The following is an 18819-nucleotide window of genomic DNA, read 5'->3' as shown; positions in this document are numbered from 1 at the left end:
CCCTTCAGACTCCTTCTGATGCTTTCTCGGTCGCCTTGTCGGTGAGGATCGAGCCGATCCGGTTCAGGGTCGGCTGGGTCGCCCGGTGCAGGTGCTCCACATCCATCCCCTCGTCACCGAGCACGACCATCAGGGCGGTGTCGCCGACGGCGTAGAACGCGGCACAGCCGTGGCTGCCGTAGGTCACCGTCCGGCGCAGCGTGCCGCGGGCGGACGCCTCGGCGGTGCGCCGGGCGAGGCCGAGGCCGGCCGCGGCGAGCGCGGCGAGACCCTCCGGGTCGATCGAGTTGGCCGTGTCCGCGGCGATGAGCAGGCCGTCCGCGGCGGCGACCGCGGTGTCGGTGATTCCGGTGACCTGTTCGCGCAGTCCGCGCATTTCGAGCGCCAGGGCTTGGTGATCCATGTACTCAACTCCCCTGAATTCGTTCACATCTGATCGGCTGTTTCATTTCGGTGTTCCATTCCGGAGACGGAAAAAGCTGCCTGGTTTACGGCGGGGCAGATCGCCGTACGCGGGAGGCGGGGGCTGCTCCCCCTGCGGGGGTTTGCGGGGCCGGAGCGCGTGGCCGTCGGGCAGCGCGCGGACCGGGACCGGGGCGGGCGGCGGGGCGCACACCATGAGCCCCTCGTCGAGCATGCGGGCGACCTCGACGGTGACGGTGTAGACCCCGCGGCCGACCCGGAAGGCGAGATCGCGGGCCGTGCGGCGGCCGTCGGCGTGGCTGAGCAGTTCGCGCCGCAGCGCGGTGGATCCCTGGTCGGTGCCCGAGGCCACGGGCCGTTCCCGGTCGGGGTGCACGGGGTACGGCAGCGCGGCCAGTGCGGTGAGCCTGCGGGTCGCGTCCTGGAGCAGCCGCAGGGGTGGCTCACCCAGCGGGACCTGCGCGAACAGCTCGGTGGAGATGACGCGTTCGCAGCTCTCCACCCGGCCCGCAGCCATCGCGAAGGCGGCGTCGCGCAGGGCGAGCGCGCACACCACCCTGAGCTGCGCGGCACCCGCGTAGCCGTGCGCGATGAGCGCGGTCGCCGGCCAGCGCGAGCCGCCCGACTCCCGCACCAGCTCGGCCCACTGCTCGCCGCTGACCCGCCCGGAGCGCAGCAGCAGGGCCTCGGGGCCGGGGGCGCCGGGGGACTCCACGGCGACCACCCGGCCGTCCCCGAAGTGGAAGGTGCCGCCGGGTGTGCCACGGACCCGCAGCTCCCCGGTGAAACTGTCACGGCCGCACTCGGCCAGGGCCTGTGCCAGGTGTTCGTGGCCCGACATCACACCCCCCGCCGCCTCGCACATACGCCTGACGCGTAGCGCTGAGGAGGGAATGTGTATCAGTCCGGGCGCATATTCCGGGTGTGGGTTTCCCAGCTGCCGTTAGTTGACGGAAGTTGAGTTCGGCTGGCTGTTCAGATCAGCGCGTTCGGCGCTCATTTGACCGAATCCGAGGGAGGTTTTTCGGGCCCCGGGGACGGTTCCGCCGGCGCCCGGTCGTCCTCCACGGCCGTCTCGTCCTGTTCCTCGTGCTCGTGCTCGTCCTCGTCCCCGGGCGGTCCGGACGACTGTTCCTCGGCGTACGACTTGAGATAGCTCACCACCGTGTTCGTCACCGCCACCAGCGGTACGGCCACCACCGCGCCGCCGATGCCGGCCACCATGCCGCCCGTCGCCACCGTGAGGACGACCGCGAGGGGGTGGACGCGGACCGCGCGTCCGAGGATGAACGGCTGGAGGATGTGCCCCTCGATCTGCTGGACGGCGAGGACCACCACGAGCGTCATCACCGCGGTGAACACGCCCTGGGTGACCAGTGCGACGAGCACCGCCAGCGCGCCGGAGGCGACCGCGCCGACCAGCGGGATGAAGGAGAACAGGAAGATGAACACGGCCAGCGGGACGGCCATGGGCACCTTGAGGAAGTAGATGCCGATACCGATGAAGACGGCGTCGATGAGGGCCACCAGGACGGTGCCGCGGACGTAGGCGGTCAGGGTGCGCCAGGCGCGCGGGCCGGCGCCGGCCACGGCGGGACGGGCGGCCGCGGGGACCAGCTTCAGCGTCCATCCCCAGATGCGGCGGCCGTCGTAGAGCAGGAAGAGGGTGGAGAAGAAGGTCAGCAGGATGCCGGTGAGCGCCTCCACGACGACCTGGACACCTTCCAGACCCGCCGAGGTGATCTGGTCGGTGTTGGCGCCGACCGCCTCCCGCAGGTTCTTGGCGATCTGGTTGATCTGCTTGTCGGTGACGTGGAAGGGGCTCTTCAGCAGCCAGTTGCGCAGATCGTCGATGCCGTTCTGGATCTGGTCGGAGAGGTCGTCGATGTTCTCCATGACCTGCCAGGTCACGAACCAGCCCAGCAGACCGATGATGACGAAGCCGAGGATCGCGGTGAGAGCGGTGGCGGGGCCGCGCGGGACGCCGTGCCGCATGAGGCGGGCCACCGTCGGCTGGAGCAGCGCGGTGATGAGCAGGGCGACGACGAAGGCGAAGACGACGAGCTGGACGGAGCTGATGATCCGCATCAGCACCCACACGGTGCCCGCGAGGACCAGGAGCCGCCAGCCGGCCTCGGCGGCGACCCGGACGCCCCACGGCACGGCCTGTGCCGGATCGGGGCGCGGGACCAGCACGACAGGCTCGCGGGACGCGGCGCTCACGGGCTTGCTGGGCTTGCGCCGGGGGCGCGGGGCCGGGTCGGCCTCGGCCTCCTCGCGCTCGACCTCGGCGCGGCGCTCGTCCAACCGCTCTCCCACATCGGTCAGCCGGGCACCGAGCCGACCGATCCACCCTGGCACTCGCGACATGATCCGTCCTCTTCCCCCGTCTCTCCCCACCACTCCCCCTGGAGTCGTCCGGTCCGACCGTACAGGGCAAAAGCCCCTCCCCCTAGGACGGGGAGGGGCTGCGCGGGGTTGAGCGGCCGGGGCGGTCCGTGATCAGTAGTTGCCGTGGGCCTGCCAGTACGACCAGGCGCCGCAGGGGCTGCCGTACCGGCTGTTCATGTAGGTGAGGCCCCACTTGATCTGGGTGGCCGGGTTGGTCTGCCAGTCGGCGCCGGCGGAGGCCATCTTGTTGCCGGGCAGGGCCTGGACGAGGCCGTAGGCGCCGGAGGACGGATTGACCGCCAGGTAGTTCCAGGTGGACTCGTGGTTCACGATGTTGCTGAAGCACTGGAACTGCCCGCTGGGCACGATCTGGCGGGCCATGGCCTGGACCTCGGCGACGGTGTACGAGGACTGCTGGGGGAAGATGCCCTTGGCTTCCCGCTCCTTCTTCGCCTTCTCCTCGGCGGCCTCGCGCTTGGCCCGCGCGTCCTTCGCCGCCTGCTCGCGGGCCGCTTCCTCCGCCGACTTCCTGGCGACGGCGTCCGCGGCGACGGCCTGTGTCTCGGCCTGCTGGGCCAGCGGGGCCGCCCGCACCTGGGCCTGTTCGCCGGCGGGTATGTCCGCGAGGAGGGTCGCGTCACCGGCGGACGCCTGGGCGTCGTCGGTGGACTGTGCGGTGCCGGCCTGGGCGACGCCCATGACGGCACCGACAGTGGTGACCGCCGTGGCCGAGACCACGGCGAAGCCACGCGCGGAGTTACGGCTCACGGCTGGGGCCTAGTACCAGTGGTTGGCCTGCCAGAACGACCAGGCCTCGCAGGGGCTGCCGTACCGGCTGTCCATGTAGTTGAGGCCCCACTTGATCTGGGTGGCCGGATTGGTCTGCCAGTCGGCACCGACCGACGACATCTTGGAGCCCGGCAGAGCCTGGAAGAGACCGTAGGCGCCGGAGGAGGCGTTGACGGCCCGGTAGTTCCAGCTGGACTCGTGGTCCACGATGTTGCTGAAGCACTGGAACTGCCCGCTCGGCACCATCGAGGCAGCCATCGACTGGATCTGCGCGACGGTGTACGAGCTCTGCACCGGGAAGCTGGAGGCGCTGCGGCTGGCCTTCTCCTTGGCCTCGGCGCGCTCCTTGGCTTCCTTGGCCGCCTGCTCGGCGGCTTCCTTCTTCTCGATCGCGGACTTGGCGGCGGCCTTGCGGGCCGACTCCTCCGCGATCTTCTTGGCGCTCGCGTCCGCGGCGATGGCCTGGTAGTCGGCCTGCTGCGTGAGGGACGCGGTCTGCACCTGAGCCTGCTCACCCGCGGGGATGTCCGCCAGGAGCGTCGTGTCGGCTGCCGTCGCCTCGGCGTCGTTCGGCTGCGCGACACTGCCGGAGGCGACTCCGACAACGCTTCCTACAGCGGTGACCGCGGTGGCGGAGGCCACTGCGAATCCCCGGACCGAAATCGGGCTCACACGGTTTCCTTCCAGCATCGCCCGCTTCGGTGACCCTGGCGGACGCAATCGTGCCCCTGGACACTGGCCTCCCAACTAACGGGGTCACGGGAGGCACGGGCCCGGTGGGCAACTCCCTTGCGGGGAGCGCCGCATGGTGCGCGGGCGGCATACGGCTTCGACTATGGAGTTGGTGGTGCTGCTGTGGTGCCGTACCGCTGGGGGTACAGGTGTGCCGTATGCGGGGCCTGACAGAACCGAGACTCTGCCGTAACCGGACGCCGGGTGGCAATTCTGAGTTGCGTGTGAAAGCTCACATCCCGTTTGACCCCAGGGATTTCGAGAAACCTCGACACGCGAAGGCGCCGCCCGGCTAGGCTCTTGGCCTTTCCGGACGGCGCCAACGGGCGGGTACTACCTCAGATTTGGCCGTCCTCCAGCATTTCGGTCACAAGGGCCGCGATCTGGGACCTCTCGGACCTCGTCAGGGTCACATGCGCGAAGAGCGGGTGCCCCTTCAGCTTCTCCACCACGGCGACGACACCGTCGTAGCGACCGACGCGGAGATTGTCCCGCTGTGCCACGTCATGGGTCAGAACGACCCGTGAATTGGCGCCGATTCGGGACAGAACGGTCAGCAGGACGTTCCGCTCCAGGGACTGCGCCTCGTCCACGATCACGAACGCGTCGTGGAGCGAGCGGCCGCGGATGTGGGTGAGCGGCAGGACCTCGAGCATGCCGCGCGCGGTGACCTCCTCGATGACCTCGCGGCTGGTGACCGCGGACAGCGTGTCGAAGACCGCCTGCGCCCAGGGGCTCATCTTCTCGGACTCGGAGCCCGGCAGATAGCCGAGTTCCTGCCCGCCGACCGCGTACAGCGGACGGAAGACCATGACCTTCTGGTGCTGACGGCGCTCCAGGACCGCCTCCAGGCCCGCGCACAGCGCGAGCGCCGACTTGCCGGTGCCGGCCCGGCCGCCCATGGACACGATCCCGATGTCCGGGTCGAGCAGGATGTCCAGCGCGATGCGCTGCTCCGCGCTGCGGCCCTTGATGCCGAACGCCTCCCGGTCGCCGCGCACCAGACGGATGTTGCCGTCGGGCGAGACCCTGCCGAGCGCCTTGCCGCGCTCGGAGTGGATGGTCAGGCCCGTGTGCACGGGGAGGTCGGAGACCTCGGGGACGTAGACGTGGCCTTCCTCGAAGAGGATGTCCACCTGCTCGCCGGGCAGGGTCACCTCGGACATCCCGGTCCAGCCGGAGGAGTCCGTGATGGCGAGCTCGGCGCGGTACTCCTCGGCGAGAAGGCCGACGGAGGACGCCTTGATCCTGAGCGGGAGGTCCTTCGACACGACGGTGACGTCGAACCCCTCGGCCTGCAGATTGCGGGCGACCGCGAGGATGCGGGAGTCGTTGTCCCCCAGGCGGTAGCCGCTGGGCAGCACGCTGGGGTCCGAGTGATTGAGCTCGACACGGACGGTCCCGCCCAGCTCCCCGATCGGGATGGGGGCGTCGAGACGGCCGTACCGCACCCGGAACTCGTCGAGCAGGCGCAGGGCCTGCCGGGCGAAGTAGCCGAGTTCGGGATGGTGCCGCTTTGCCTCCAGCTCCGTGACCACGACGATCGGGAGCACGACCTCGTGCTCGTCGAAGCGGCTCAGGGCGTTCGGGTCGGCCAGCAGGACGCTGGTGTCGAGAACATAGGTGCGCCGGTCAGGCATACGGCGCTTTGTGCTGGTCACCACGGAAGGACGTACCCCCTCGGATGAGGTCGGGGAGCGACGGAGTGGAGCTGGACCGGTCGACGGCCCGTTTGCACGGGCCGGGAACCGGCCCTCCACTGCTTCTTCCGTGCCGTAACCGCACGGTAAGGCTGGTGCAAAGGGCCTCCCGGGCGGACGGCCCCGTGCCGCCCGCTGAGATCCGACACCCGTGGTTCGGGCATCGACCTGCTTGGCTTATGCCCTCGAACATGCGGTGCCATGCCAGTGCATATGACGGCGCGCTGGTGAACTCCTTGTTACTTCCGTCCCGAACGGGGTATACGGCCGCTTTCTGTGAAGCGGCTGTGTCAGCCGCCGTAGCGCCGGTGGCGGGCCGCGTAGTCGCGCAGGGCGCGCAGGAAGTCGACCTTGCGGAAGGCCGGCCAGAAGACCTCGCAGAAGTAGTACTCGGAGTGCGCGGTCTGCCAGAGCATGAATCCGGACAACCGCTGCTCGCCGCTGGTCCGGATCACCAGGTCGGGGTCGGGCTGGTCGCCGGTGTAGAGGTGGCGGCCGATCATGTCGGTGTCGACGGCCTCGGCGAGCTCCTCCATCGAGGTGCCCTTGTCGTGCGCGTCCAGCAGCATCGCCCGTACGGCGTCGGCGATCTCCTGGCGGCCGCCGTAGCCGATGGCGACGTTGACGAGTATTCCGTCGACGTGGGCGGTGGACTCCTCCGCCTCCTTCAGCGCCGTCTGCATCGGGGCGGGCAGCAGGTCGGGGGTGCCGACGTGGTGGACGCGCCAGCGGCCGTCGGCGGCGAGGGTGCGCACGACGTCCTCGATGATGCCGAGCAGGGGGCCGAGTTCCTCCGGCGGGCGGCTGAAGTTGTCCGTCGACAGCAGCCAGAGGGTGACGACCTCGACGTCCGTCTCGGTGCACCAGCCGAGGAACTCCTCGATCTTCTCGGCACCGGCGCGGTGGCCGTCGACGGGGCTGGAACCGGCGGCCTTCGCCCAGCGGCGGCTGCCGTCCACGATGACACCGATGTGCTTGGGCACCTGGGCGTGGTCCAGGTGGCCCTCCACCCGGCGTGCGTAGAGCCTGACGAGCAGGCCGCGCAGCTTGTCGCGCAGGTTCACGTGATTGTCGCCCCTCCGTGCGGATGCGGTCCCCGCGGACTGAAGGGTACCGGGGGTTGGGGGGCGCCTAATGAGGGGGTGGCTGCGCCTGGTTGGCGAGTGCGGGTCGCCGCCGGCCGTTCGCGCAGTTCCCCGCGCCCCTGAGTGGATGGGGTGCCCCCATCCCCGGGAAGCACCCCTGCTCCACACATGAAAAAACGGGCCGGTCCGTGGGGGGGAGACGGACCGGCCCGAGGGGGGGTTTCCACCATAACCCTTCGTAAGTGATGCTGCGTGCATCGGCGTGCCACAACTACTCTCCGGAGTCGCGCGGCGACGGCGCGGTGGCCGGTCGAAGCCCAGTTCATGGGGGTTTCGTGGCTGAATCACGGCGGAATCATGGGGACGTACGGCATCGCCCGCGTGGGTGACTCCGGGTCGGAACGTTTCTTTGACGCCCGTCGTCGACGCCCGTCTTTGACGTCGGGAAGTGGGCGCGGCACCGCGCAGCCCCCTCCTCTGCGCGGTGCCACCGCGCAGCTTTGCTGACGCGAATTGCCTCGTGTTGAATTTACGTCAGAAGTGGCGTGGATGCGAGCCGCCTGGGATAACAATGTGGAAACCCCGTGAAGACCATGGAAATCTGGGGTGGAACGGGGCGGGATGCCGCCTTTGTGGCGTTTTACGGCCATCCGCAGTACGGCTTGCGGTTATCCGAGGTGTGGCTTGCGGGCCTCGACGAGGTGTCGGCTGCTGTGGGCGACGAAGGGCCCCTCGGACACCATTCGCTCGTGCAGGGACCGGAGTTGAGGCTCGTACTGCTCCACGGTGAAGCCCGGGACCATCCACACCACCTTGCGCAGGAAGTGGACGACGGCGGCGATGTCGTGGAACTCGACCCGCAGCCGCTCGGCCCGCAGGTCCACGATTTCCAGCCCCGCCGCCTCGGCGGCCGCGCGCTCGCGGTCGGGGTGGCGGTCGGAGCTCTGCTCCGGCGGCTGCGGCCCGAGGAAGTGCTCGACGAGCTCGAAGACGCTGCGCGGGCCCACGTGCTGGGCGAAGTAGGTGCCGCCGGGCTGGAGCACCCGGGCGATCTCCGCCCACTGCGGGTCGACCGGGTGCCGGCTGCTGACCAGGTCGAAGGTGGCGTCGGCGAAGGGCAGCGGCGCGTCCTCCGGGGTGGCGACGACCACGATGCCGCGCGGGCGCAGCAGGGCGGTGGCCTTGGCCGCGTTGGGCGGCCAGCCCTCGGTGGCCGCGGCCAGCCGGGGTGCCTCGGTTCCCTCTCCCTGGTCGAGGGCGAAGACCAGGACCTCGCCGCCGCCGGTCTGGAGGTCGAGCGAGGCGGTCGCCGTGGCCAGCCGCCCGGCCAGCGAGCGGGCGTACCCCCACGACGGCCGCGCCTCGGTGGCCCGCCCCTCGAACCACGAGAAGTCCCACCCCGCGGTGGGGACGGCGGCGCCTTCGGCTACGAGGGCTTCGAAGGTGGGGGTGGGGCTGGAGGTGGAGGTAGGTGGGGTGGTCATGGGGTTGATCGTGACAGGGCGGGGGGTGTGGGCGCTGCCTGTTTTCGTCGCAGGCCGAGTCAGGGGCCGGAGGTCAGGGCGTTGTGCTGTGAGGTCAGGGCACCAGGGGGCGGACTTCCTGTGCGGTGAAGCGTACGAAGGCCTCGGGGTCGGGCTCGTCGGCCGTCGGCTGGAGGACGACCGTGTCGGCGCCGGCGTCGGCGAGCCGCTGGACGGCCTTGGCGACGGCGTCCGCGTCCCCGGCGACGCCCAGGTCGGGCACGTCGGCGTGGCCCTCGGCGGCGAGTTCGGCGTGCAGCCGGGCGGCCGCGTCGGGCCCGGTGGCGGTGAGGAGGTAGACGACGACCCGGTGCGGCTCCCCGGTGCGCCCCGCTTCCTCGCGCCCCTCGTCGATGAGCCGGCGGGCCCGGCGGACGCCCTCGGGCGGGGTGCCGGCCGTGAGGACGGTGCCGTCGGCGGACTGCCCGGCGAGGCGCAGGGTGCGTGGTCCGGTGGCCCCGGTGAGTACGTCGACGGGGCCGGCGGGCGGCCAGTCGAGGGCGACGCCGTCCAGGGACACGTACCGGCCCCGCGTGGTGACACGCTCCGCGCGCAACAGGGCCCGCAGCGCGTCGAGATGCTCCCGGAGCAGGGTGAGCGGCGACTCGGCCCGCGCGCCGACCTGGCCCATCCAGTCCTGTACGCCGTGTCCGACGGCGAGAATCGGCCGCCCTGGGAACATCCGGTGCAGGGTGGCCGCCTCCATCGCGGTGATGGCGACGTTCCGCAGCGGGACGGGAAGCAGTCCGACCCCGACACGGACCCGCTCGGTCCACGCGAGGGCGGCCGCTGCGGCGGAGATCCCGCCCTCCAGGAAGCAGTCCTCCCACAGCCAGAGCTCTTCGAGCCCGGTCTCGTCGGCGAGCCGGGCGAGGGCTCGCAGCCGCTCGGGAGGGAGCTGGGGACGGAAGACAGCGCCGAGTCCGGTCATGCGGACCTTCCTACCCGTGCGAGGGGCACCCGACAACTCCTTTAAGACCGCGCTGCTTCAGGCATCGAGCGCGTACCGGAGCAGCACGACCCCGTTGCCGAAGGTGTGGGTCTCCACCAGGTTGAGCGAGGTCAGGGTGTCGGCGGACGAGAAGAGGGGCCGGCCCCGGCCGACGAGCACGGGATGGACGTAGATACGCAACTCGTCGACGAGACCGTGCCGCAGGAACTCGCCGGCGAGTTCGGCACCGCCGACGACCAGGTCGCCGCCCGGCTGCTCCTTCAGCTTCCTGATCTCCTCGGGTACGACCTCCCGGACGATCGTGGCGTTCGGGTCGTCGACGCGTTCGAGGGTCCGCGAGAACACGTACTTCGGCAACTCCCGCCAGAGCTGGGCGAACTCCGCCTCCACCGGGGTGACGTCGGGGGCGGCGTCAGCTGTGGGCCAGTAGCCGTCCATGAGCTCGAAGGTGACCCGCCCGCACAGATCACCGCCCATCCGCCGGGTGACGTCGTTCATGTGCTGGTGGAGTTCCTCGTCGACCAGGTGCCAGCTGATGTCGTGGTCGGGCCCCTCGAAATACCCGTCGAGGGAGACGGACATCATCAGGACGATCTTCCGCATCGGTCACCTGCCCCGGGGCTCGGATGGAGGATGGCCTCTCACGGTACCGAGAGAGGTGGCTGCGACATGGGACGCTGGCGGGACGGGCACGGAGAACTGGTCGTCGGCGAGGTCCGGGTCCCGCTGGAGATCGCCACGTCCTACCGGGCCCGCACGAAGGGCCTGCTCGGCCGGGACTCCGTGGAGGGGGCACTGCTGCTCTCCCCCGCGAGCAGCGTGCACACCTTCCGGATGCGGTTCCCCATCGACGTCGCCTACCTCGACCGACACCTCCGCGTGATCGCCGTACACACGATGCAGCCGGGGCGGCTGGGTCTACCACGGCTGCGGTCGCGGCATGTGCTGGAGGCGGGGGTCGGGGGGATGGAGGGGTGGGGGGTGGGGGTGGGGGTTCGGGTGGAGGTTGTCGTGGGGTAGGGGCGGGTGTCGAGGTCGGGGGTGTGTGCGGAGGCTTACGCAAATGGGTGAACGTGGCGGCGGATCGGAGCACGCCGGGTGGAGATGCCCTGAACTGCGCTTACACGCACGGCGACTCGATCGCGCCGCGACCTGTTGATCACCGCTCCGCGTTCGCTGTGTGTGCGGTCGTGACTAGAGTTGGATCTCATGCCGCTTCACATGGATCACAGGTGAAGTGACGGGGAGCAACGGGGAGTTGTGCATGGCCGAAGAGGTGAGGGTCGACCTCGACGAGCTGGAGAAGACGGTCACCGCGCTGAACCAGGTGCTGAGCGGTCTCGGCAGGGCTAGCACGGCCACCGCGACCAACACCCACCTGCCACCGGGCGCCCTCGGCACCGGCTTCGACGAGGCGGACAGGCTCGCCCACGCGCACACGGAGATCAAGACGTACATCGAGGACGCCGTGCGGTATCTGAACACCGTCATGGACGAGTTCGGCCGGAAGACGAAGTACACGCACGGGGCGTACCAGGACTCCGACTACGAGGCGAAGGCGAGCTTCCCGAACGCGGGACGGGGCACGGGGGCATGACTGACGGCGACGGCCGGATCGACTACGACTACACCGAGATGAACAGGTGCTTCAACGAGAGGCACACGACGAACTTCGCCGGCGCCAAGAACATGGACGAGATGAAGGCCATGCTCGGTAATGCCAGGCCGGACCTGGTGACGGACGTCGCGGCGGGCTGGAAAGGCCTGGCAACCCAACTGACGGCGATCCAGGCTGAATTCGATAGGGAGGTGGCCCGCATCCAGGAGCACTGGACGGGCGCGGCCGCCGACGGATTCGCCGCGAAGGCCAAACGGGTCAGCACGAGCATCGGCAACACGGCGAAGTACGCGAGCCACACGTCGATCGCGATGACGAACGCCGGCTCCGCGCTGGGCCCCATCAAGGACGAGGTCCTGGCGATGGAGAAACCGGGCCGGTTCTCCAGTCTCCTCAACTCCGCGGGCGACGGCTTCACCCGTAGCAGGGAAGCAACCGACAAGGACATCGCCGCCGGTCTCGGCGCGAGCGAGGCCCTGGACCGCAACCACGACGATCTGTCGGCGGGGCGGGAGGCGCAGTTGAAGATGGCGGCGAGGATGGAGACGCTGGGGGCGGCTTACAACTCGCAGGCGAAGGCCATGGGGTCGTGGAACAAGATTCCGGCACGGGAAGACGTCCAGGACTATCCGGGAGATCCCGGTGGCATCACTCCCACGCCCGTGGCCGTTCCCATCGCCGGCTCATCGCGTAGCCCGCAAAGCACGTCGTCGAGTACGGCTCGATCGGTCAATGCAAGCAGGCTCGGCTCACCCAAGTCCGTGACTCCGCCTTCCGGCATTACCGGCGGAGGACATAAGGCGACCGCGCCGACATCGAACGTGGGCACGGCGATCGACGGCATCTCCGGAGCACCGACGGTAGGTGGAGGAACCCCAGCTGGATCCGGCTCCGCCGGTGGTGGCGTCGGTATCGGCAGCGGAGCGGGCCTCGGGGGCAGCGCTCTTGGAGCCGGTGCCGCCCCGGAAGCGATGACGGGCCGTCCAAAGGGAGTCGGCATGGCAGGACGCGCCGGGGCCAGCGGCATGGTCGGCCGGACAGGTGCCGCCGAGAGCGGCGCGGGACGACCCGGAAGTGCGGTTCCCCAGTCGGGTGGCATTTCCGGTGGAACACCTCGCTCTGGAACCGGCACAGGCCGGGGCACGGCCGGTGGGTCGGGTCTGCACAGTAGTCGTGGCGCCGCAGGGCGAGAAGCCAATGGCGTCCAAAAGGGCGGAGTGGTGGGCGCCCCCGGCGCACGCACCGGTCGCCCCAGGGATGGGGGGACTCGCGAGCGTGAGCGGCCCGACTACCTGATCGAAGACGAGGAGACTTGGGTCCCGCAACGTAATGTGGCACCCCGCGTCATCGAGGGCTAGGGCCACGGCAGATCGCATTGCCGGAATGGCGCGGGGAAGCTTGCCCTGGCGATTTCACCCGACCCTGGAGAGGACATACGGATGGACTTCACCCGGGCACTTCGCACGGTGAGCTGCGGTGCGTTGGCCAGCGCGCTGCTCATCGCTTTCGCGCCGCAGGCTGCCGCCGATCAAGTAAGAGACGATCAGTGGGCGCTCAAGGCGCTCAATGCTGAATCCGTATGGAAGCTCTCCAGGGGAAACGGTGTAACGGTCGCCGTCATCGACAACGGAGTAAACGCCGACCATGTCGACCTCGAAGGCAACGTGCTCACAGGCAAAGACTTCATGGACGGCGGCAGCGCGACCCCGAACCCAGGGGACAATCACGGCACAGCCATGGCGTCCATCATTGCGGGACATGGTCACGGTGCAAGCGATGGCGTGATGGGACTCGCACCAGGGGCGAAGATTTTGCCTATCCGGGAATTCAGCACTGACGGCCCAGGGCTCCCAGAGCCCATCCGATACGCGGTTGACCATGGCGCTTCCGTGATCAATGTTTCCATGTGCTTCGACTCCAGCGACCCTCAAGAAACGCAGGCAGTTTCGGACGCCGTGGCTTACGCTTTGCAGCACGATGTACTAGTCATCGGCGCATCTGGAAATGAAGATGACAAGGGTGGAAAATGCTACCCAGCGGCTTCGCCGGGGGCTCTGGGCGTTGGAGCGGTAAAAAATGACGGATTGATCTGGGAAGGATCGAACCCGGGAGAATTCGTTTCCCTGACAGCACCCGGCACCAACATCGTCTCCGCGAATGGTGCCGGTGACGGATATCATGCGGCATCGGGCACATCTGACGCAGCGGCCTATACCTCCGCGGCCGCCGCCCTCATCCGTTCCAAATTCCCCGACCTGACCGCCGGCCAGATCGCCAACCGCCTGGTCAAGACGGCCGCCCTCCCCGACTCGGAGAAGAGCCTGACACTCCCGGACAAGCACTACGGCTATGGCATCATCCAGCCACTCGCCGCACTGAGGGACAATATCCCGGCAGGCTCGAAGTACGGCCCCCTCACTGTCCCCGAGTCCCTCAAAGACAGGTCTGCCGACGTCTCCTCAGCCTCGTCCGATGACGAGCAGGCGAAGGCCGACCAGAAGGCGATGCTCATCTGGGGCGGCATCGGCATCGTGGGGCTGGTGGTGATCGGCCTGATCGTCATGGTGATCGTCAAGCGGACCAGACGGAACCGGCACGACAGCGGCGGCCCGGGCGGCGGCTACCCATCATCCGGCTTCCAGACCACGCCCCATCAGAACCCTTACCAGCACCCGGTCGCACCCCCGCAGAACCCTTACCAGCAGCAGCCGACCACTGCGCAGAACCAGTGGCCGTCCCAGCAGTGAACACAGAGACGCACCACGCCGCCTCGATCAGCAGCCGTTGGCCTTGGCCACAGCCGGGACCAGCTTGGTCACCAAGCGTGTGAGCGTCTTCTCCTGCTTGGCCAGGTCCTTCGGGTAGTACGCCACGACCTCCACAGAGAAGCTCTTGCGAGGCAGACCATCCGTATCGGACGGGTACCCGGGACACGGTTCGACTGCCACAGCGCCGCGGGAGTACACAGCGACGTTGTCGGAGACGACGACCTTGGTGTCCCCATTGCCGTAATCGGCAGCCCTTTTCTGAGCGATCTGCCGAGCCGTTGGGATGTCCTCATGGAAGAAGTCACTGACCATGAGGGTCTTGGCATTGTCGACCGCATAGTCGCACCCTGAAGCGTACTTGCCGTCGTCCAGGGCGGCGCCAGTCTTTGTGAGCTTGCTTCCGGGCGGAAAGAAGGGCTCGACGGCCTCTTTCCCGGTAGGCACTCCACACAGAGCGTCCGGCACAGCGTATTCGACTTCCGGTTCCTTCTCACCGGAGCAGGCCGCGAGCAGGAGCACGGCAAGTGACAGCACTGCACAGCCCATACGAGGGCTGCGGAAATGGTCACCCATGGTATTGGTCCCCCCATTCAGCACCGGTGGTGTGGCTCTGGTCGACCTCTCGGCCCACGGCGTCCTGCAGGTCCGAGATCGTGTTCGAGCTGTAGGAGCCGCTTGAGGCGGAACGCGCGATGTCGGCCCGGACTGCTTCACGCACCGCCGACTCCCCGTTGGTGTAGTCGCGCCCTGCCTCGCTCTGAGCCTCGTTGGTGGTGTCCCTGTACAGGCTGTTGGCAACGCTCTCCTGGATGTCCTCGATCGCCCAGCCTGCGACATCGCCGACGACGGGCACCTTGATGGCACCCGTGGCGAGGCCCAGGCCACGACCGACCCACTTGTTCGCGGTGTCGACACCTTCGTTGTAATCGGCATCATCGTGTGCGTGGGAGTCGTGAACGGCATGGGCACGGGCCGCGCTCATGATGCCCGCGACTTCGGCCCCCGGGTGCGCGGCGGAGGAAACGCGCTGTGTGAGGGAGACATCACTGTCGTCCGGCCCCTTGATCTCCGCGTCGATGACCGCCGAGGTGTAGGCCTGCTGGGAACCAGTGAGCGCCGCGTAGGCGTCAGGGTCCTGGCTGACCTGGTAGAGGAACTCCTTGGTCGCTTCCGGATCCAGATCAGCACTCGCGCCTTGGACGGGCAGACCACTCTGGCCGCTGATCGAGCGTTGAACGTCACCCATGTAATCGGCGCCGATGTTGCCGAGGCTGTCGCTGAGGGCCCCGTAAGGAGCCTTCCCTTCATCACTGTTGAGGAGCTCTCCGGCTTCAGGACCACTGAACTTGCTGATCACCTGACTTGCGAGGGCTGCCTGCTCCTGAGTGTGGCCGAGTGGACCGGTGTCAGGGTCCGACCCGGCGGGGCGGCCGGTCGTGGCCGCCTCCAGGGCGTGGCCGAGGGAGTCAGGGAAGTCGTTCATCGACTTCTCAACGGCAGCTGGATCATGTCCGGTGATGTCCGGGAAGGACTCGTAGTCCTTGTTGACCAAGTAGTCCAGGTAGCCGCTTGCTCCGTCAATCGCGGCCAGTTCACCCGCGTGGGTGCCGTCCTCGGCGTATTTCTCCATCGGCGGGGTGAAGTAGTCCGTGGCGGCCTCCGGACTGTGGCCCAACGCCTCCAGCACGCTGTTCATCGGATCGAAGCCCGCGCCGTTCTTGCCGGACGGGTTGAAGCCGTACTGGGGGTCGCCGATGTCGTACTTGGTGTTCGCGAAGAAGTACGGGTCCTTGGAGTGGAGTTGGGTGACGTGCTCGGCGATCGGGGTGAGGAAGGAGGAGTCGTAGTCGCCGTAGCGGAGGATGCCACCGAGGAGCTGGTAGCCGTAAGGGCCCTCGCGCATGCTGTCCGGGTAGAGCGGGATGTGCTGAGTGCCGAGCTTGCGGAATTGCGCAGTCCACTGCTCGTCCAGGTGCGGGTTGTTGCCCGGGTTGGTAGCGGTGGCGAGTGTGTTTCCCATGTTGCGCTGCATCTGCTGGAGCAGTGCCTTGCGTTCGTCGTCGGCGTCGGCGGTCTGCAGCGCGAGCTGGCCGTACAGCTGGAGGCTGCCTTCCTGGCCCAGCTGCTTGTAGAAGCTGGTGGCGAACACCGGGTCACTGGCGTTGGCCTTCATCAGGTGGTTGAGCTCGGTCAGCTCCGCGTCGGTGAGTTTGTCGCCCTTCTTCATCAGTTCGGCCGCGTGGGTGGCGTCGGCGGCGTCCAGGGAGGTGACGACCTGGGAGTTGAAGTTGTCGGTGTAGGCGCCGAGGTCGCGGCGCAGAGCCCAGCATGCGGTCTCGTCCGCGTCGGCGGCCCGTTGGAGGACGGCTTCGATACGGCGGGCGAAGGCGTCGCAGGCCTGTTGCTGCTCGCGGATGAGGGCCTGGCCATCGGGGTCGTGATGAGCCCAGGTCTGCTGATTGGCGTCGTTCCGCGGGGTGACCACACCGGCGGCACTGACGTGCAGGTCCTGCTTCTTGGCCTCTACCTCCGCGAGGTGGTGGAGGTCGTCCTTGGCCTTCTTCAGCTCGGCGTGCAGCGTCGTGAGCACACCGGCAATGCCTTCCGCTTCCTTCTGCGCATCAGCGAACTCCTGCTGGGCGGCGCGTACGTCGTTGTCCGCCTTGGCGGCGGTCAGCGCGGGCTGCCTCCAGCCGGCCTGCTTGAAGGGCTTGGCGACCTCGTCGCCGAAAGCGGTGTGCAGGCTCTTGAACTTGGTGACCGTCTCCTCCCAACGGTCGGCGGCGGCGCCGAGGTTGCTCAGATTGAGGTGATACAGCTGCTCGTATGTCGGCATGACGGTGGTGAGTCCCCCGTGGTGTGGTGTCGCTAATCGTGCTGCGACCGCGGTCGGCGGGGCCGGCTCACCCGAAGGGCGAGGATCCGGCCGACATCGAGCGCATCGTCTGCGTGTTGGCCGCCTCGGTGTTCTGGTACAGCAGGCCCGATCCTCCGCACTGGCCGGCGAGGCTGTCGCACTTTGCGGCGAGCGCGGAGACCTGACTGGACCAGGTCTGCGTCAAGCCGCTGAGCGCCCCGCCCAGGCCGCCGTTCCAGTTGCCGCCGCTGAAGTCGCGTGCCGCTGACCGCGTCTCGTCCACCGGGTGAGCTCCGGCCGTACGCGTCTGCCCCGCCGTCTCACGTGCTCCGGTGCCCGCCCGATTCAGGGCTGCAGGATCGTCGATGTCCGTGGCGCCTGACATGTCCTGTCCCCCGTGTCCGCTTCCGCTCCCTGGGCGGCGGAAGTCTTCGGTGTGTTAAGCGAGTTCAGCTGCGGTGCGTAAGCAAAGTATCACTGCGATGCAACCGAGACATGGCCCGTTCCCGGTCGGGTTGGTCGCCCGGCTCCCCCTCCGTGCGCCCAGGTCCGTCTCACAGCTTGCCGAAGACGACTCCCCGCCAGGTCCAGCCGAGTGCAAGGACGGTGTCCCGCAGGGGGTCGCGTAGTTCCGAGCTGTCGAAGTGGAAATACTCCTTGGCTTCAAGCCGCCCGTCACCCCCCTGCTGGATCTTCCGGTAGCTGGAGACGGTCCGGCTCGGGCCACGCGTGTACTCGCTGGAGATCTGAATCCTCGGCGGATTCCCTACGCGTTCGACCGTCCAGCCTTCCTCGAGGGCCCGCACTTCATGGTCCTCGCGGTCGAGGCGCATGCTGATCCTCACAGCGCGGGACAGTTGCGACGCGACGAAGAAGGGTTGCCAGACGGGCTCCGACAGCCGCCACTCCGCCACCAGTTCGGCGTCTTCAGGGGTGCCGTCGCGGACGACGTAGGGAACGTCCGGGCGACTGAGGCCGAGGAGGGCTGTCAGCACGTCCTCGGCTCGGGCCGGCACGACACCGTCAGCCGGGCGTCGAGTGCCGGTCAGTTTGTCGAGGAGTCCCATGGGAGTCACCGTATGAGCACGTGATCGCCGTTGCAAAACGCGCCAGTTGGCCTGGAGCACGCCAGAGAGGAGGGGTCGATCTCTTGCCCGCGGCCGCGCAGCGCCGCAGCCGACGGGTGGCGGGACGATGCAGCGAACCCGCTTGATCTTCTTGCGGTACTCTCAGGCGGTACGGACGTCGGCCATCCGGATTCGTTGCAAGGCGCTCAGTACGCGAAGAGTTGAGATCCACATGGGATACAAAGCGGTTTCGACGTTCTCCCCGTCGCCTCTCAAAGCGTGGAGCCTCTTGATCGCTGTGGTGCTGACGCTCATGACGACCGGCTGTTCCAGAGGCTCAGGCAACGAGGATCCCGCGAAGGCAGAGAAGCTTTGCGATGGTGCCGTGGACTCCTCAGCCAGAGCAGCCCTTGCAAAGCTGACCGGGAGTTCAACGGTGTCCTCCACGTTGGGATCTGCTTCCTACACTCCCCAGGAGCTGCGGAGCAGGGCGCTGGAGTGGGGGGCCGACGGAGACCCCTGGAAGAGCAACACAGAGCGGTGGTTCTGTTCCGTCGGCGACCGGGACGGTAAGAAGACGCTGGGTATCGGGTCGTCTTGGTCCCTGGTGTCTTTCACGCAGGCCTCGGCGGAAGTCGACAAGGGATCGAAGAAGTACCTCAGAGTCTCCCCTGACACGATCATCCAGAGGGGAGGGAGCGGGCGCGTCGACGTTTACTTCCCGTGTCGAATCACCAGCGAAGGAAAGGCGGGTGAAACTTACACGCTGGAAGTCGATCTCTCCACAGACATTTCCGATGCGGTGGATGCGCAGGCTGAAGTCAACAAAGTTGTCCTTTCGGTCGCCCGCTGGATGTCCAGCAAGGTGGGCTGCGCAAACACACCGGATATCCCTACCTCAGCGACGTGAACTG

19 protein-coding genes are annotated in these 18819 nt (G+C 68.1%); 5 read left to right on the top strand and 14 right to left on the bottom strand.

What is annotated here, in order from left to right; translation table 11 throughout:
- Positions 1-4: 4 nt before the first annotated feature.
- The 10 genes from AC2XR2_RS28850 to AC2XR2_RS28805 form a co-directional block, all read right to left on the bottom strand.
- Entirely contained in the window at positions 5-403 is a 399-nt protein-coding gene (locus tag AC2XR2_RS28850) for a roadblock/LC7 domain-containing protein (RefSeq protein ID WP_330264685.1), read from the bottom strand.
- 42 nt (positions 404-445) lie between these two features.
- Positions 446-1264: a MarR family transcriptional regulator gene (locus tag AC2XR2_RS28845; protein ID WP_491516687.1), complete on the bottom strand. Its 819-nt coding sequence runs from the start codon at positions 1262-1264 to the stop codon at positions 446-448.
- Between the two features lie 155 nt (positions 1265-1419).
- Positions 1420-2793 carry an AI-2E family transporter gene (locus AC2XR2_RS28840; protein ID WP_381298503.1) on the bottom strand — a complete coding sequence of 458 codons (1374 nt, stop codon included), beginning with the start codon at positions 2791-2793 and terminating at the stop codon, positions 1420-1422.
- Positions 2794-2925: 132 nt separating this feature from the next.
- Positions 2926-3582 carry an aggregation-promoting factor C-terminal-like domain-containing protein gene (locus AC2XR2_RS28835; RefSeq protein ID WP_491516686.1) on the bottom strand — a complete coding sequence of 219 codons (657 nt, stop codon included), beginning with the start codon at positions 3580-3582 and terminating at the stop codon, positions 2926-2928.
- Positions 3583-3591: 9 nt separating this feature from the next.
- On the bottom strand, positions 3592-4275 hold the full coding sequence (locus tag AC2XR2_RS28830) for an aggregation-promoting factor C-terminal-like domain-containing protein (RefSeq protein WP_330264689.1): 684 nt from the start codon (positions 4273-4275) through the stop codon (positions 3592-3594).
- 398 nt (positions 4276-4673) lie between these two features.
- Positions 4674-5999: an RNA 5'-3' helicase PhoH2 gene (gene phoH2 / locus AC2XR2_RS28825; protein WP_381298498.1), complete on the bottom strand. Its 1326-nt coding sequence runs from the start codon at positions 5997-5999 to the stop codon at positions 4674-4676.
- Positions 6000-6325: 326 nt separating this feature from the next.
- A complete protein-coding gene (locus AC2XR2_RS28820; protein ID WP_381298496.1) occupies positions 6326-7099 on the bottom strand; it encodes an isoprenyl transferase in 774 nt (257 codons plus the stop codon).
- A gap of 689 nt (positions 7100-7788) precedes the next feature.
- Positions 7789-8604: a methyltransferase domain-containing protein gene (locus tag AC2XR2_RS28815; protein ID WP_491516685.1), complete on the bottom strand. Its 816-nt coding sequence runs from the start codon at positions 8602-8604 to the stop codon at positions 7789-7791.
- Positions 8605-8698: 94 nt separating this feature from the next.
- Positions 8699-9574 (bottom strand): LLM class flavin-dependent oxidoreductase, encoded by an 876-nt coding sequence (locus AC2XR2_RS28810; protein WP_449351702.1) that lies wholly within the window; start codon positions 9572-9574, stop codon positions 8699-8701.
- 57 nt (positions 9575-9631) lie between these two features.
- Entirely contained in the window at positions 9632-10198 is a 567-nt protein-coding gene (locus AC2XR2_RS28805; protein WP_381298490.1) for a dihydrofolate reductase family protein, read from the bottom strand.
- 66 nt (positions 10199-10264) lie between these two features.
- Between AC2XR2_RS28805 and AC2XR2_RS28800 the strand changes: the two genes are divergently transcribed.
- The 4 genes from AC2XR2_RS28800 to mycP all read left to right on the top strand — a co-directional run bounded on the left by AC2XR2_RS28800 (position 10265) and on the right by mycP (position 13960).
- Entirely contained in the window at positions 10265-10615 is a 351-nt protein-coding gene (locus AC2XR2_RS28800) for a DUF192 domain-containing protein (protein ID WP_381298488.1), read from the top strand.
- A gap of 244 nt (positions 10616-10859) precedes the next feature.
- Positions 10860-11192, top strand: a complete 333-nt coding sequence (locus AC2XR2_RS28795; RefSeq protein ID WP_449351704.1) for a hypothetical protein — start codon at positions 10860-10862, stop codon at positions 11190-11192.
- The gene (locus tag AC2XR2_RS28790; RefSeq protein ID WP_491516684.1) at positions 11189-12571 is read left to right on the top strand and encodes a hypothetical protein; all 1383 of its coding nucleotides are present in this window, start codon (positions 11189-11191) and stop codon (positions 12569-12571) included. Before AC2XR2_RS28795 ends, AC2XR2_RS28790 begins: the two co-directional genes overlap by 4 nt.
- Positions 12572-12652: 81 nt before the next feature.
- Positions 12653-13960 (top strand): type VII secretion-associated serine protease mycosin, encoded by a 1308-nt coding sequence (gene mycP / locus AC2XR2_RS28785; protein ID WP_491516683.1) that lies wholly within the window; start codon positions 12653-12655, stop codon positions 13958-13960.
- Positions 13961-13987: 27 nt separating this feature from the next.
- Here mycP and AC2XR2_RS28780 read toward each other — a convergent pair whose 3' ends face one another.
- From AC2XR2_RS28780 to AC2XR2_RS28765, 4 genes are all read right to left on the bottom strand, one after another.
- Positions 13988-14500 (bottom strand): hypothetical protein, encoded by a 513-nt coding sequence (locus AC2XR2_RS28780; protein WP_491516682.1) that lies wholly within the window; start codon positions 14498-14500, stop codon positions 13988-13990.
- Positions 14501-14546: 46 nt separating this feature from the next.
- Positions 14547-16817, bottom strand: coding sequence for a hypothetical protein (locus tag AC2XR2_RS28775; RefSeq protein ID WP_491516681.1), 2271 nt, complete (start codon positions 16815-16817; stop codon positions 14547-14549).
- Positions 16818-16884: 67 nt separating this feature from the next.
- Positions 16885-17121, bottom strand: a complete 237-nt coding sequence (locus tag AC2XR2_RS28770; protein WP_491516680.1) for a hypothetical protein — start codon at positions 17119-17121, stop codon at positions 16885-16887.
- 271 nt (positions 17122-17392) lie between these two features.
- Positions 17393-17905: a hypothetical protein gene (locus tag AC2XR2_RS28765; protein WP_491516679.1), complete on the bottom strand. Its 513-nt coding sequence runs from the start codon at positions 17903-17905 to the stop codon at positions 17393-17395.
- Positions 17906-18137: 232 nt separating this feature from the next.
- Between AC2XR2_RS28765 and AC2XR2_RS28760 the strand changes: the two genes are divergently transcribed.
- Positions 18138-18815 carry a hypothetical protein gene (locus tag AC2XR2_RS28760; RefSeq protein ID WP_449351710.1) on the top strand — a complete coding sequence of 226 codons (678 nt, stop codon included), beginning with the start codon at positions 18138-18140 and terminating at the stop codon, positions 18813-18815.
- Positions 18816-18819 lie beyond the last annotated feature (4 nt).

The sequence above is a fragment of the Streptomyces sp. LS-MS-L19 genome (assembly GCF_058382285.1).
Note: the sequence above shows the minus strand (reverse complement) of the source record. Positions and strands in the feature narration are given on the sequence as shown.